This window comes from Teredinibacter turnerae T7901 (genome assembly GCF_000023025.1).
In the GTDB taxonomy this organism is placed as follows: domain Bacteria; phylum Pseudomonadota; class Gammaproteobacteria; order Pseudomonadales; family Cellvibrionaceae; genus Teredinibacter; species Teredinibacter turnerae_B.
On sequence record NC_012997.1, the window covers coordinates 4,542,572 to 4,557,865 of the forward strand.

At 45.7% G+C, this 15,294-nt stretch carries 10 protein-coding genes; 7 read left to right on the forward strand and 3 right to left on the reverse strand.

The annotated features are described in order from the left end of the window. Positions 1-14 precede the first annotated feature (14 nt). On the reverse strand, positions 15-1,919 hold the full coding sequence (locus TERTU_RS18210; RefSeq protein WP_015819466.1) for a sodium:solute symporter family protein: 1,905 nt from the start codon (positions 1,917-1,919) through the stop codon (positions 15-17). Between the two features lie 181 nt (positions 1,920-2,100). Then, on the reverse strand, positions 2,101-3,333 hold the full coding sequence (locus TERTU_RS18215) for an ROK family transcriptional regulator (RefSeq protein WP_015818933.1): 1,233 nt from the start codon (positions 3,331-3,333) through the stop codon (positions 2,101-2,103). Between the two features lie 945 nt (positions 3,334-4,278). Here TERTU_RS18215 and TERTU_RS18225 point away from each other — a divergent pair. Then, positions 4,279-4,773: a hypothetical protein gene (locus tag TERTU_RS18225; protein ID WP_015817474.1), complete on the forward strand. Its 495-nt coding sequence runs from the start codon at positions 4,279-4,281 to the stop codon at positions 4,771-4,773. Positions 4,774-4,894: 121 nt separating this feature from the next. After that, complete coding sequence (locus TERTU_RS18230; RefSeq protein ID WP_015817243.1) at positions 4,895-5,599, forward strand: hypothetical protein; 705 nt, start codon at positions 4,895-4,897, stop codon at positions 5,597-5,599. Positions 5,600-5,702: 103 nt separating this feature from the next. On the opposite strand, the gene TERTU_RS18235 is transcribed toward TERTU_RS18230, so the two are convergent. After that, positions 5,703-6,449 (reverse strand): DUF2306 domain-containing protein, encoded by a 747-nt coding sequence (locus tag TERTU_RS18235; protein ID WP_228378193.1) that lies wholly within the window; start codon positions 6,447-6,449, stop codon positions 5,703-5,705. A gap of 365 nt (positions 6,450-6,814) precedes the next feature. Here TERTU_RS18235 and TERTU_RS18240 point away from each other — a divergent pair, with 365 nt between their 5' ends. The 5 genes from TERTU_RS18240 (at position 6,815) to TERTU_RS18260 (ending at position 14,643) form a co-directional block, all read left to right on the forward strand. Then, positions 6,815-7,936, forward strand: a complete 1,122-nt coding sequence (locus TERTU_RS18240) for a helix-turn-helix domain-containing protein (RefSeq protein ID WP_015819849.1) — start codon at positions 6,815-6,817, stop codon at positions 7,934-7,936. Positions 7,937-8,142: 206 nt separating this feature from the next. Continuing rightward, the gene (locus TERTU_RS18245) at positions 8,143-8,523 is read left to right on the forward strand and encodes a rhodanese-like domain-containing protein (RefSeq protein ID WP_015818551.1); all 381 of its coding nucleotides are present in this window, start codon (positions 8,143-8,145) and stop codon (positions 8,521-8,523) included. A gap of 100 nt (positions 8,524-8,623) precedes the next feature. After that, positions 8,624-9,652, forward strand: coding sequence for a DUF1835 domain-containing protein (locus TERTU_RS18250; RefSeq protein ID WP_015818622.1), 1,029 nt, complete (start codon positions 8,624-8,626; stop codon positions 9,650-9,652). Between the two features lie 587 nt (positions 9,653-10,239). Further along, complete coding sequence (locus TERTU_RS18255; RefSeq protein WP_015819871.1) at positions 10,240-10,737, forward strand: ATP-binding protein; 498 nt, start codon at positions 10,240-10,242, stop codon at positions 10,735-10,737. A gap of 12 nt (positions 10,738-10,749) precedes the next feature. Continuing rightward, positions 10,750-14,643: a hypothetical protein gene (locus tag TERTU_RS18260; protein ID WP_015820237.1), complete on the forward strand. Its 3,894-nt coding sequence runs from the start codon at positions 10,750-10,752 to the stop codon at positions 14,641-14,643. The last annotated feature ends 651 nt before the right edge of the window (positions 14,644-15,294 follow it).

Sequence of the window (15,294 nt, forward strand, 5' to 3'; positions counted from 1 at the left end):
GACAGAGAAGCGGTTTAAGGATGCAACACTTCCGCCAGCTGTGCGTTAGACGCCGGCGATGTTGCGTTCTTGGGAGATTTATCAACGGGATCACCGGCACTTGCGTATTCATCGGGATAATCAGCAAGGTGATCAAACCAATTCAGCTTCAGAAATCCACTCGCAATGGCGACTACGCCAACAGCAAACACCAGTGCACTCCACTGCTGTAAAACCAACAAAATACCGATGGACGTTAGCGCGCTGTGCCACAGTAAGCCAACGCCAACATTAATCAAATCGCGCTTTACATTGCGATTGGGCTGAAGCTGAGGATATTCATTCAGCAGGCTTTGATATACCGGCCGCCAAAACCCCCAGGGTCGCACTCGCAAATAGAATTGTTGCAACACGGCCATGTCGTCGGGTGGTGTTAGCAGCGAACCTGCAATACTAGCCACCAAACACACAACGAGAATAATGGGGAATGCATTTAACTCGCTGATCTCCACAAACATCAACGGAATCGCCGCGAGAATTCCCGCCAACATACCGAAAAAATATCCGTAGCCGTTAAATCGCCACCAATACCATTTCAGCACATTTGCCGCTGTATAGCCGCCGTACAGCGCGCCAACGATCCAGAGCACAATAGCGTTGAGTGAAGGCACGAACAGCCCAACCAGAGAGCCTAGAATGACAAATAAAATCGAGACAAAATAGCTTAGCCGGACGTAGGTTTTTTCATCGGCATCGGGTCGAAAGTAACGCTTATAAATATCGTTGACTATATATGCGGGCGCCGCATTTGTAGTGGCGGCGAAGGTGGACATGTACGCAGCAATCAGACCTGCAACCAGCAAACCAGCCAGCCCGACTGGAATATAATTGCGAATAACAAACGGCAGAATCTGCTCAAAATCGAGGTTATTCCCCATGCCGACCAGCTCCGGCATAAAAAATACCAGTGCCAGCGCGGTGAGCCCGGTAACCAGCATATAACGTGGAACCTGTAACACGACACTGACAAATGCACTCATGTAGGCCGCTTCCCGCGGACCTTTTGCGGAGAGTATGCGTTGCATGTCGTAGTTGGGCGCGGGCCCGGCCAAACTTACTAATATGCCGCGCAGCAATACCATACCAACGAAAATGCCGAACAGGTTCATGCCCTCGTCTACAACTTTCGTTTGTGCCGCGGGCAACAGACTGTCCCAATCCAAGCCCAACTCCCAGCCAAAGCCAACGCTAAACCAACCCTCTGGCACACTCGCACGCAACACCGCAGGGTCGACCATTTGAATAGCGATTATACCCACCGCTATGCTGGCAATCGTCATCATAATAAACTGCAGTACCTCGGTAAAAACCACCGAATACATACCACCTTTCACCACGTAAAAAGTAGTAATTGCGGTAATGATGACGCCGTAATAAATTTCGTTCCAGTAGGGATCGGAGTGCAGTTGCCACGGCAAAAATACGGCCGCAAATTTGCCGATACCTATAAAGCCATATGCGAGATAACCCAGCACCAGACAAAGCGCAAACGCAATAACAATGCAATTGGAAAGAGTCGCTCCGCGGCCCTCGCCAAACCGAAAGCGAATCCATTCCGCACCGGTCATAACGCCGGAACGACGCAACCACAAACTGAGGAAAATCATTAAAAACACCTGGTTGAACGCGGGCCACAACCAAGGTAAATAAATGCTTTTAAGACCGTAAACAAACAGCCAGAACACCATTAGCATGGTGCCGCTAATATCGAACTGCCCAGAGGCATTACTGAGACCGAGCGCCCACCACGGTAGGCGGTTACCCCCCAGAAAATAGTGCTGCATGGTTCTCGATGCGCGCTTTGATATCCAAAAACCGATACCGAGCGTTCCCAGAATGTACGCCACCACAATGGCGATATCGATAAAAGCCAGCGTCATATGTGTTTCTCGCTGTTTATTATTATTGTTGGCAGATCCGCACGACCTTCCCCCAAACGAAAAAGATCACGGGGTCTTACTAAGTATAGTTTATTTATGTAGTTTATGCCTCTACTTTCAATTGTGCAACAAGTAAGCGATAGATTTCTTCCTGCCCTGTGCCGGGCTCGGAACCCTTGCCTTACGAACCTTTGCGGCGCAAGGGCGTATTGCCGTTCACTTTTGGAGAGAAAAAGGCATCGAACGGCAAGGTTGCTGCGCCAATGGCCGACGCATTGCTGCCAAAAACCCCTTTAGCGATTTTCGGCAGGGTAACCCCTTCGCGAATGACATCGGCCAGCTTTACCGTCAATAAGGAGATAATCCGGTCGACCAGGTAAGCATCGTCATCTTCGCAATCAATCACCAGTTCCGGCACATCCACCAGCGCCTGCAAGGCGAGCACACCACTGGCTAACGCGGCTACGCATTGCTCCAGCCAGACATTCACCAACACAGGCTGGGCAGATAAAACCTCGTGAAGCGGCTCGCCACTAACAAGATCGACGCCCTCAGCCTTTAAAAAGCGAACCAGAGAATAAAATGAGCAACGGTTGGTCAGATAGGTGGTTTCGCCACCGGCATCACTGGCCCAATTGACTTGAGGGTGGCGCGGCACCGGCAACAAGCCGAAATCTCCAGCATTGCCAGACGAGCCGGTACGACAATCGCCATCCAGGATCAAACCGCCGCCCAGGCTTTGTACCTGTGAACTGCCAAAAAACAGGTACATAAACTCGTTAACATCGTAATCTTCGCGAAACATCATCTCTGCCAACGCGGCCGCATTCACGTCGTTTTGTTTGAACGACGGCATATTCAGAGCGGAGCCCAACAGACGGGCCAGATCGAAGCTGTCCCAATCGCGCCAGTTCGAGTTTTCTTTTTCCCACACACTGATATTAAAGGGCTGTGCCACACCGAGGCCCACAATGCGCTCCTGAATAGTACTCGGCAATGGCTCACACAAGGCGGCAATATCTTTAAGCAGCAGGTCGAACACCTCCTCCGGTGCAGGCAAAATCAGGTGATGCTTTTTTTCCGCAACTATATTGCCACCGAAGTCAACAATCAGGGTTTGAATGAAAGAGCGGGAAATACTCACTCCCAGCCCATACGCCCCGTTTTTCGCCGGCGCATAGAGCGTCGCTGGCTGCCCCATATCACCCTGAACTTTACCAACCTCCTCCACCAGACCTTTGGCGGAAAGCTGTTTGATCATGTCGCCTACTGCCGCAGCGGTAAGACCGCTGTCGCGAGCCAGATTCGCCTTGCTCTCTTTCCGCTTTTTGCGCAGCAGATTCAGAATGTACTTTTCGTTGTGGCGACACTGCAAAAGCGCGCTTTGTGCGTCTGTACTTCGGTAAAACTTCATGTTCACGGCAACTCGGAATGTGGCAACCAGTGCGTAGGGGCATCTGCAGAGCGACTCATGTCTCGGCGCAATGGCCAGATACCGACATTATCGGAAAGGACGCACTAATTTTAGTTTGTTTATTTAGGGAGAATAATAGCAACCCTGCCGCCAACACGAAAGCCGAGGTTCGCAAGCGATTTTGCGAACCAAATATCGCCACTTCTGAGCCTATGCCCAAGCAAACACCAAACTGTCGTGATGATATAGCTGCCGAGCGCGGCGGTATCGACTGTGGGAACGCCCCTAAATTGAACCATTAAGCAGACAGAACACTCCAGATATAGCAACGCCTAGTCTCCCGTCGGCACTTCTCTGCACCCTCTATTCGCGTTGCTATTTTGATCTATTGGCGTTGCTATTTTGATTGCCGAGTTAATAGGAATTTGTTCGCATCCGTTGACCGCCCAGTTTTTTCAGCACCACTAGCATAAAGACTATCAATATAAAGCCTGTCAACATAAAGACTGTCAAACTTAAATACGACTAACGAAAACACCCGCCAGGGAGAGCTGCAATAGTGCCGCCAATACAAGCTCCCACAGACCCACCTCAGCTCTGCTACTGAAAATAATCTCAACAGGATAAAGCGCCGACCAATGGAAGCAGCGTTTTGCCTTACGCCCCGCCCAACAGCCCTCTGGCGCCACAATTTGAATAACCAACATTTATAGAAAATGCAAATTTCATTTTAAAAAATCACCGAAAAATATAGAACACAGCAACACGGAATTATAAAAATAAAACACGCCACTTTATTCCTAAACACAAACAAAACAGCAGCGACTTAACAAAACAGATAATTAATATGTGATCTAATAATCTTGCGGCGCAAAGCACTGCAGCAACAAACAAAACCACAGTTTTACGGATTAGCTCAAAAAATAACCTAAGATGGAGCATTTTATGAAATCGCTAACAAAGCTGTTTTCGAATAATTATCTAAGAGCCCTGCTCGCAATATTCGCGATCACCACGTCGCAGGTAAGTACCGCATCAGTCTGTATTTTTGGTCAAGTAAAAGAAGTGGGAAATTGGATTAATACCAACGTGCAACCCAACGATGTCACTCAAGTGATTATTACCGAAGAATGTAAAACCAAAGTGGTTCGTGTCGATAATGGCGATGGCACTACCACACAGACCACTCACACTTATATACAGCACTATGTGGAAATGTGGAAATCCTGCTGGAGCGGTAATTGTAACTGGGGCAAAGTTGCCGCGGCTATCGACAGTGATGGCAGCGGCTTGGTTTTCTCCTTCGATCACGGTTATGGTGTACACCGTGGCGTAGCGACCATCTGGTCTGGTGGCGATAACTGGCTGGGATTTTTAATGACTTACAATTTTACAGGTCAGCCTTCCAGCAGCACCTTCGTATGGCTAAGCCGTCAATAATCGCCTGAACCGCCGTTAGCCTGGCGCTTCTTGATTTTGGGCTGACGGCCACTCTTTATATAAAACGTTAAGACTACGCAAACACCGCCAGCCTTTATTACATAAACGATAGAGACACTGAATGAAATCGATCTTTATTATTCTATTTACCATATCTTTACTCTGTAATCTGGCGTTATTGATTCGTTTATCCACGGCGGATTCTGCAACACAATATGCGTATTTAACGCCAGACAACGAACCCGCTAAAGCGATTCGCACAGACGCTGTATGCGCACCGGAAACCACCCAGCCGAGATTAACTCGCTCCCAGCGGATAACAAAAAATCCAGGCAACGAAGCGAACGGCACCCCAGAGACCCTTGGCCGTGAAACGCCCCCACTCGCGGAGCAAGGTAGCGACGCTTATACCTATTACCAGGCCGCCAGTATGCGCGCAGTAGAATTCGCCGAGTACGCCAGGGAATACTTTTCGTCGTTAAACGACGTGGAAAAAATTCACGCTTTGCAAATTACGCCTCCTGTAGGTGAAGGCATGCGGGTTTTTAACCAGGCTATAGACGCAAACGCTAGTCCGGAAATTCAGAGTTTTGCCATCCAGCAGCTTATCGAAAATGGGGGTTACAGCGGCATGAATCGGGTCATAGAAGCCCTGGATATGCAAGGGCTTGATTTCGAAAAAATCGCGCTCCCCCTACTCGCACGATCGAGCGACCCCAGCATGGCTCACCTGATACGCACTAAACTGTCTGCCATACCGGAAGGCCCCAGGCGAGCACCCTACCAGGACGCTTTGACAGAGATGGAGTTGCGCTACGGGATGTAAACACGCGACTGGAGGGTTTGATACGCCTGCATCGTTTTATCGCGCGGGATTAATTCAGCCCGTTTTCGCACTCCGCCGTTATCAAAAGCTCGCCGCACCCATATCAGCTGTAAATCGCCACTAGTTTCGGGGACCACATAAACGCAGCCGCTGTTAGCATGCCAATAAATGTCCCACACGCCATTACCCAGACGGTGACTGCCGCCACGCTCCTAACCGATCTACCTGCGCTTTGCGCCCATCGACACAACTCGTAAACGGCCATTGGCACGCAGTAGCAGGCAAAGCTCAGGGCGATATCGGCGGGCCCGTCCAAGGTAGAGTTGTTGCCGTTGGCGCCTTGATTCAGGAAGTACCAGCTCATCAAAAACAAGCGAAAACTCAGCACGCCATTAATAAGAATGTATGCATGCACCGCAAAGCGCTGATGGCTGTTCCACTGTTTGAGCAATGCAAAACGCCACGCCAAAGCGACAAACACCGGAATCAATAGACCATTCAAGGTTATGCCGATGGCGCCAATATCCGATAGGCGGGCGCCGCGAACCCAGGTGAGATACAACCCCGTTACAGCGCCCAAAACTCCCATAGTCAGGAAAAAGCGCCCGTTCCAACGATGATACTGGAGATGATTATTTCGGATGCTCGGAATAAGCTGCAAAGTACCAGAAACACTAAGTAGCGCGGCCGGAATGACGTGCGAAAGAAATATGAAATTTCCTACTGCGTCGCCGTCCTGGTAACCTTTAATCGAGCCGGATTGCTGCAGAATTTCCGTCGCGCCCACTAATGTAGGCAGCAAATAAATACATAACAAATAGAATGCGAACAGTACTTGAGCACCGAACATAGCCCCGCACCAAACGCTCAAACCATTGTGTATAGAAAAGGCACTGAACCACCTCACCTTGGCGGGGCGAACGAGCGACACCTCTGCCATATCAATTACTCCATTAGAATCAAGGAGCAGTCAGCTTGCTAAAATTCTCCCATCTGGTCGCCGCATTTTCCGAATTTGACCTGGCTATTCAGAAAAATAAGCGAAAATGTTTCGAGCGATAAGCCCAAACTAACTTTTTTGCCAACCAACACTGTTAATAGCAAATAGCAATTGCATGAATCGAATCAATTTGCCAAAAGTACGGGTTGAGCGCGGTCGTTCCAGCGGTCGTTCAAAAATCCCTCACATCACCTTCGCAGGCCACGGTAAGTGCCATGAACATTCATCCCAATTTAATCACCCTGCTGTTGGTGACCAGTACTCTAACACTGCTGTTTAACCTCACAGCCAAAAACAAACAGGCCGTGCACTGGCTGTTTGCGCTCTTTGCCGGATCGGTACTGTGTATGGCAATAACCTGGGGGTATGGTGAGCAGATGGGTAGGTACGCACACCTGCTGAATATGGCCGCCTGCATGACCTGCAATGGCTACTGGCTGGTTGTCAGGGCATTGTTTCGTGGGCAAGGAGGGGTACGCATTACGCATATTCTGCTCGCGGTATCGGCGGCATTGACTATGATGGGGCTGGAATTTTTGAAATTCTTCCAAGCGAACGCGGGCGAAAATGTATTCTGGCTTGCCCCCTCTATGGCCGCCATGGGCTCGTGGCTGAACCTGCTTTCTCCCTGCTTTCTCTTACTGGCGCTGTGGGAGGGCTGCCGGAACTATCAGCAACAAACAACCCAGGGGCAAATGCAGCGTACGCTGTTTGTTTCCTGTTTCGCACTGGCTCTGATAATCACGACAACAGTGGTGAACGCCATCCAGGCCGCAGGTGGCCCTAATCTGGACCGCACCATGTCCGCTATTGCGGCAACAGCAATTCTGCTTATTACGCAGGTGTTAATATTCTGGCGGGTCAATCTTGGCGAAAATGCGGCTCACTGCCAGGCGGGCGCTATAGACACTATTGATTGCACAAGCGAGACGGATGAAAACGGCCAGCACACAAACCGCGCCCGCGCGCCATTGGAGGAAGAAAAAGCGCTCGCCAAAGCGCTGGAGACAACCGTGCGCGCTGAACAATTGCACCTTACCTCGAACCTCAAGCTCGTGGATGTGGCACAGCGATTAAACACCTCGGAATACCGAATAAGTCGCGCAATTCGCAACACAGGACTGGCACCCAACTTCAACCAATGGGTAAACGCAATACGCATCGAACACGCAAAAGCCCTATTGGATTCTCCCAGCGCGCAAGCACTACCGTTGCTTACCATTGCACTGGAAAGCGGCTTCAGCTCACCTTCCACCTTTAATCGCGCATTCAAACTCGCTTTCGATTGCACGCCAGGGGAATACCGACAACAGCTTGAAAAATTTGCTGGCTGCTAAATGCGATTTAAACGGAGCGTGATCGCTTAACTAACCAGTGCCTCATAGCGACCCGAACAATAAAGACTACGACTTCTAAGTCACACTAAAATATCGGTAAAACTGTTGCTTGCTTAGTACAGGCATCGCCAATGCGCTTTTGAAGAGCGCAAATCCAAGATTTTAAGCGTAAACTGTCTACACATTAATTCGCGAGACCACATACGATGAAAACTGCCCACGACCTGGTTGCCGAAGCAAAAGCAGAAATTAACGAGCTTTCTCTAGAGGAAAGTGTATTGGCGCTAAAAGACGCTGATTTTGTAATAGATGTTCGCGAGCCCGATGAGTTTAGAGCGGGCCACCTGCCTGGCGCTATCAATATTCCTCGCGGCCTGCTCGAGTTTAAACTAAGTGCCGACGCCCCCCTGGAAACCCGCGAAGCAAAATTCATAATCTACTGCAAAACCAGCGGCCGCGCCGCACTGGCCGCCAGCAGCATGAAGTCGATGGGCTACCAGCAGGTTAAATCGATCGCGGGCGGGTACGACGCGTGGCTTGCAGCGGGGAATGAGACTGTGGCGCCAGAGCTGCCCGGGTTTGAGTGAGCGAGTGAGCGAGTGAGCTTGGTATTGCAACCGTTACCTTCAAATTCAGAATTCCGGCATACGGTAATTTTTCAGACACCTTAATAGTGCGATGCGTAACATGCATATTCTCAACGGCGACAGCGCCGCAAACAGCTTCCGCCAAGCTTTTCATTTGCAACGCGGTGAAGTTCTAATTTGTAGGGATATTCTTTCCTGCGGTTTTTTAGATACGTTTGTAGATTTGGAGCCTTGGCGATCTCAGCGGTTGGGTCATTGGGATGAAATGTGCAAACAACACGGCTTTCAGCCACCGGAATGGCAAGACCCTGCGTTGCGTGATCTTTATCAGTGTATGTATGAGCTCGAACACGCCGAGACAATCAATATTTGGGTAGGACGCGCGCTAAGCGATCAACTCCTGCTCACGTTTATCGTATATCTCTTCAAATTTTATAATTGGGATACCAGCAAACTAAGTGTGTATCAATACCACCAAGCTGAGAAAATAACAGTCTTAGGGTTAGGATTGTTAAACCCAGAAGAAATTATCCGATTGAAACCGCAGCCATTCTCCCTTGGCGCAAAAGAAATTGATTTTTGCATTGAAGCCTGGAACGCGATTACACAACCTATACCTGAGCAACTTATGGCGTTATTAGCAAAAGAAAGCACCTGCCTGCCTAATCTCAAGCGCGCGCTCCGAAACTACCTTTACCGCTACCCAAGTATCGACAATGGTCTCAGCTATATTGACTCAGTGATACTACGGCATACCCAGAGTCACGCGCCCAACACCGCGCGCATAATTGGCTATACCCTAGCGCACGACATGAATCCGCAAAACACCGAAAATATTCATGAGCTAGATACCGTTGGAGATTTATATCTCTTTTCTCGCCTAAAAAAAATGGCCCACAATTCTTTGAACAATCCACTTTTAACTGCAGCCCCGATGGGCAGATCCCTTCGTGAAACACGAGTTGAGATCACTGAATTCGGAAAATCAGTACTGAACGGCAAGCACAATGTCGTAACGTGTAACGGAATAAATGATGCCGTAGGCGGAGTGCAGTTGATTGCAGGGCCAGGGGAGAAGACGTGGTATAGAGACGGTGAGCGGCTGATTTTTGGAGAGGGGAGGATATAACTTGGTTAGACCCACCTGTCGTTAAGCGCAGCATCATCCCCATAGAAAACGATCTCAGGTGCTCGATATGTCACGCACGAACTCTGCCAAGCCTAAATAAGTGAGTGAGCACACACACCAGCATAGCACGCGACAGCTGTTAGTACATTGACACATAAAATGGCTATTGTAGTATATCCAGGAGGAAAAACTCGCAAGTTCGACTACAGCAGTTAGATCAACACTCAGCCCCATCCAATAGCGGCTTGATTACACACCTTTTAAACCGGGGTACTAGACCTCAGAAGACATCTCGAATACATTCAAGCGTGCCACCGCGGACGACAATACCCATAAAAACCACCAGAATTGCTCCATTCAAACTTAAGCCTTTACTCTCCATCCCGTTTAACATACAGTATTTTCGCCTTCAGCAATAATTTTCCTCTTAAATATTAAGTACCACCAGTTTAGAAACGAGATCCTCAAAAAGCATTTGCTAATTTATTTTAAGTAATTTCCCAACCTAATACAGAGAACACAAGGGTCGCGCAGGGTTAATCTAACTCGATATCATATCAGCCCCCAGCAACGCAAAGGACTTGCATATGCCAATCAAATTTCCCAATTCATCGCTAGTAATTCCACTAAAAAAACTGGGCGGGGATATCTTAAGAAACTCAGAAGACAGCCTGTTTGTGGGACGAAAACGAGTTAAAAAAAGACTCTACGATGCATTATCGTGCGCATCGAAAATGGGCTCAGGGGGAAGCTTTTTAATTGGCGGCTACAGAGGAGTTGGAAAAACAGCACTGGCAAATAAAACAATTGAAGAATTTACGAAAGTCAATAAAAACAAAATTGAACTACTCAGAACAGATATCGACCTTGGAATAAACGATAGCATATCGGCTAATGCAATACTTTGTGAAATTGCCGAGCAAACCAATGATCACATTAAGAGGGTTCTAAAGAAAGATATTTACAAAATGGCGATTATTACCTTAGCCATATTTTTGTTTATGATGGTAGAAAAAATAGACTCAGAATATCTCGCCATATACAACATACCGACAATAGAAACAACAACATATCTTTTATGTTGACTAATCATTACATTGGCTTCCTGCAAGATTACCGGGTTTTTCAAAAAGCTCTTTATTTTTATAAAAACTCATGATCTATCACAAAAAATTCGATATACGAGATCATTCGAAACAACTAAAAAAATAGGGACAGACAAGCAAACGGGACTTGAACACAAATCCTCGAAAGCGGAACGAAGGCTCTCATCTAGAGAAATACTTCAATATCTAAAATATAATCTAAAATCAATAAATGAAACATATTTCTACTCGTATCAAAGTATCCTAAAAAATTTAAAATCATCAAAAAATATCCGCCTTTACCCAACCCTTCAATTACCTATAACAAGAAAATACTATAAAAGCATTATTCTATTCGACGAGTTAGACAAAATATCAGACATCCAAAAACAGGATGACAACAAAGCACGCAAGGAATTAGTAGATAATTTGCTGGGAGGCCTCAAACCTCTGCTAACCCAGTCAAAAGGTATATTTATCGCGGGCAGAGAAATTGTTGACGCATACCATTCAGAGTCCGGATACACAAGTGTGCTATATGAAGGCGTATTTGATGAAATATTTTATACCCCCTCACTGTTATCGGATCACTCAGACGGAAACAATCAAAAACTTAACAGCATGATTTCTCTATATGTGGACAACATACTGTCGAGCTACCACCCTACGCTTGAGCACGACCAAAGACCACCCCATCAAAAGCGTACCCACCCTGTCAAGTCATACTCTGATCTGTACGCGAAAAACTTGACCTTAATCGCTAACCAACTAAAGTCCGAATTTAGCAAAGATAACATCGTTAGTGATAAAGAATTCTTTAGTCAACTCAAGAAAAAGAATAATTTTTCAACGATATCGGAGTGTTTGAGTGAATTCTACAACGAAACAAAACTAATTTTGATGTGCAACAACCAAAATAAAGAAAAATTAGACGAAGAAATTGAAAAAATTAAAGACACTTACATCAAAAATCACGACGTGAATCTAAAGCTTTTAAGACGAATGTTTATACGTTTCCTTACGCTTCACTCTAGAGGAAATATGAAACGATTAATAATGCTGATAAATTCCTTTTTATACCAGACAGATGACGACATAGACAACCCTTCAACCAGCAACCCTTCCAGTATCACCTGTTTCGGTGGAGGGCTAATTAGCTCAAAATCCTATCTTTTGTTCAAACACGAAGACATTCAACGCCTTTACATGAGCGCAAAACTATACAGCTATTTTGACACAGGTCTAGCAAAGCTGCTAAGCCAGACCGATGATAAACTGGTGGTATCCAGCTTGATAACACTTTTAGATGTCGTGAAATTTCATTCTCAAGGTTTCAATCGCGCGATGCTAGAACGGACTGTTGCAGGAATCGATATTCACGTTGACACCAACCTAGTTAACATGACGGATGACTTCATTAATTCCACTTTTTACTCAATTATACGGCGTACCTCTACTAACATATTTCAATATAGATTTTATCTATCCTCAGAAATCGAATTCAGCGTTATTAATAAAATATTAGGCGCGCGAGCATCCATGTTCGACCATTCACTGGATGCAGCAAACCCTATAAGAAATTATTACCTAAAACTGATGCAAAGGCAGTCATTGGACGATCCTAGCAACAGCAGAATATCAATGGCTAAAATAAAAATGGTATTAGGTGATATATATCTTTCGGAACGATCGTACGATTTGTGTTTCATCTACTACACCGACGCAATAAATCTCTATAAAGCTGTGTTGCGCGGAGAAAAAGGAGAGTGGCGCAGCGACGGGGGCGTATCTCTGGCTACTCATTTTTTACTACTTGAAACAATTTTAAAAAAAGGATTACTCGAGGAAATCAGAGAAAATCATCACCAGGCCATTCGGCTTTATACGGAAGCAAAGACCCTATCACAAGTATCATTCGAACGACTCCCGCCATCAAATAGATCCACCAAAGGCATATTATCTAAAATATTACCCAAGACTCCACTACATCGGCATAAAAGAACGGTCCACGCAGAAAACAAGATTGAGCTCCTTTCAAGCGACACACTTGTTAACACTTACTCCGATAAAATTGACGACCTCAGAGATGCGGCGTCCTATCAAAACATGTTTGTTAACGCATCGCTTGCCCAAGAGCACCTGGCTATCAAGCACCAGGGATTAAAAAAATCATTTTTCTTAGGGCAGCTTGAACCGTTTTCTACAACGAGCACAAATTACAAGTTCTACGCAAAGGTGCTACTGCTGCACTACTATGCGGGAAAGCACGAAGACATCGCAAGTAGTACAAAAGAGCTAATTCTAGATTTGTTTAGTTACATAAAAACATCAAATACATCAAATACATCAACCCCTCCAGAACCTTCCGATAAATCTTTAAAAAAAATTCCATATTTTAGTAAAGCCAACCCCTTCGTTTTCAGCTTTGTCGCTGGCCACTCGCTGTTCGCTTTAAAAAAAATGCCATATTTTAGTAAGGCCAACCCCTTCGTTTGCAGCTTTGTCGCTGGCCACTCGTTGTTCGCCTTACTTATGAAAAACATAAAACAGTTACTTCAGCAAACAGAACAAAGGAAACTAACATCTGAGTCTATATTAGGCTGGCTTGAACTAATAATAGGTTTATCAGAAAAAAATGTTTTTGCCGAACCTAAAGATACTAAAGCTTCACTAAAAAAACTACCATCAATAATGAAAGGAAATATAAAACAGACGACAAAAAAAAGTATTCTCGATACTGAAAAATACTTCTCAATCGCGTTCAAAACAATTGCTGACTCAGCCCAAGGAATGTCTCTGAGGGGTCGCTATGCGCTCTCCGCAGAAATGTACTTGTCCATTAAGTTACTATGGATATCTCTCCTTGAGCTAGCTCCATGGAATTTGATAAGTCAGGATACAAACGAAACATTAAAACAAAAATTGTCTACACTCCTCGACCAGCCCAGCTGGATAAAGGACGTTATAGAACGCGCAGAGTCGGAGATAAGTAAATCGAGTTCTGGCGCGTTTTGCAGAGAGAGACACACTCTGTTCGGAGATACTACCGATATCGATGCGTTATCTTTTCATACTTCTTGCTATGACATTGCAGATATCATGAATTTACTAAAAACAGATCCGAATAACATCTCAAGCGGTGAAAAAGGACACTTGCGAAGCATGGCCATATGGTACCGGGAAAATGTATCAAGTTATCTGCTTATATTTTCAATTTGGGAAGAGTATTGTCGATCGACTATTTATGCTAAAGCCACTGCAAATCACGATATTTTTAAAATCGGCCGCATATCCGAACCCTTTGCCACCTTACCAAGAGTAAAAGCAATTTATTACTGGCTTAATGCCCGACAACTTAGCCAGGAATGCGCTAATAAAACTCCAAAAACTGTCGAACCCAAACTTATCGCAGAAATCTTTGATTGTTTTAACATGGCACTAAACCTCTGCAAATTGGCATCCAGAAGTGACGAACCTGAAACGTTTCCTCCCAAGTCTATTATCTATTTCAATATCTACGAAACTGTAAAAAACATTTATCAGGACGACGAGATTTGCGATGAAGAAGTTAGGAAAGAAGTAAGGAAAATTCTATCGGAACGACCAGGCAGCCTACCAAAGGCGTATTTCGAAAGCAATTTTATTGAGAAACTAGTGGAACGACACGCGAACGACTTAATGGAAATACTAAACGTATCATCTAACGCGTACAGAAGGGAAATGCGACATAGGTATTACCTGTTTGACGATTTTGAAGATCCCATGTGCATATCCTCATGGTCATTTTTATCTGGAATTGCCGCAGGCTCGAGATTCCAAATGGCTTATATTAAGCAAGAAAACGAAAGTGAGCGAGAGAATAAAAGCCAGAAGGGCAATAAAAATATACAGGAAAAAATACAGTAATTTTTAGCAAAGCGGCAGTTCTTTCTGTTTGAGTAACGCAACCATTGTGGCCGCCTTATTTTTATTCCCTCTCACTTTTTTCAATCTCAAACCTATGACCACAGGTTGATATTGGTATTGCTCCGCACACCTACATAAATAATATTTATAGTGGAGTGCGCAGCAATAATCCTGGTTGATGTAACACCGTCTGATCCTCACTGCTAGCAGGCCTACAACAAATATTTCGTCTACCCAACATGCAATTTCGATATAAATCACCGGGCTGCAATTAGCCAAGCCTGGTGCGTTCGACGAAGCCTAGGGCGACACTAGACCTGGGCAAGCAAGTCTATCAAACACACACGAACAAGCTAAATACTCTTTGAGCGACGTTACCGATTGTGCCAACACTCGAGCATTCTGTTCGTGCAAACCAATTAAATTTAACCAAGCCTCAACCACTTTGCCAACTGCTCCACTTAAATAATATTTAATACCATTAGAATTGATTGGGTAAAACATTTAATAATGCGGCACACCTAATGCTCTCCACTTTATACCGCCATATTGGACGTGTCGCACTAGCTAAAGCCATGACTGAATACAGTTTCAATAATTGATTCATTGGTTGTCACCCATATTTTCGCCACTCTAGTCTCAAAATATCTA

Bases quoted from the DNA above. Each gene is read 5' to 3' on its own strand.
- TERTU_RS18245 (WP_015818551.1), top strand. From the start codon at position 8,143: ATGAAAACTGCCCACGACCTGGTTGCCGAAGCAAAAGCAGAAATTAAC.
- TERTU_RS18215 (WP_015818933.1), bottom strand. From the start codon at position 3,333: ATGAAGTTTTACCGAAGTACAGACGCACAAAGCGCGCTTTTGCAGTGT.
- TERTU_RS18240 (WP_015819849.1), top strand. From the start codon at position 6,815: ATGAACATTCATCCCAATTTAATCACCCTGCTGTTGGTGACCAGTACT.
- TERTU_RS18230 (WP_015817243.1), top strand. From the start codon at position 4,895: ATGAAATCGATCTTTATTATTCTATTTACCATATCTTTACTCTGTAAT.
- TERTU_RS18250 (WP_015818622.1), top strand. From the start codon at position 8,624: ATGCATATTCTCAACGGCGACAGCGCCGCAAACAGCTTCCGCCAAGCT.
- TERTU_RS18255 (WP_015819871.1), top strand. From the start codon at position 10,240: ATGCCAATCAAATTTCCCAATTCATCGCTAGTAATTCCACTAAAAAAA.
- TERTU_RS18210 (WP_015819466.1), bottom strand. From the start codon at position 1,919: ATGACGCTGGCTTTTATCGATATCGCCATTGTGGTGGCGTACATTCTG.
- TERTU_RS18225 (WP_015817474.1), top strand. From the start codon at position 4,279: ATGAAATCGCTAACAAAGCTGTTTTCGAATAATTATCTAAGAGCCCTG.
- TERTU_RS18235 (WP_228378193.1), bottom strand. From the start codon at position 6,449: ATGTTCGGTGCTCAAGTACTGTTCGCATTCTATTTGTTATGTATTTAT.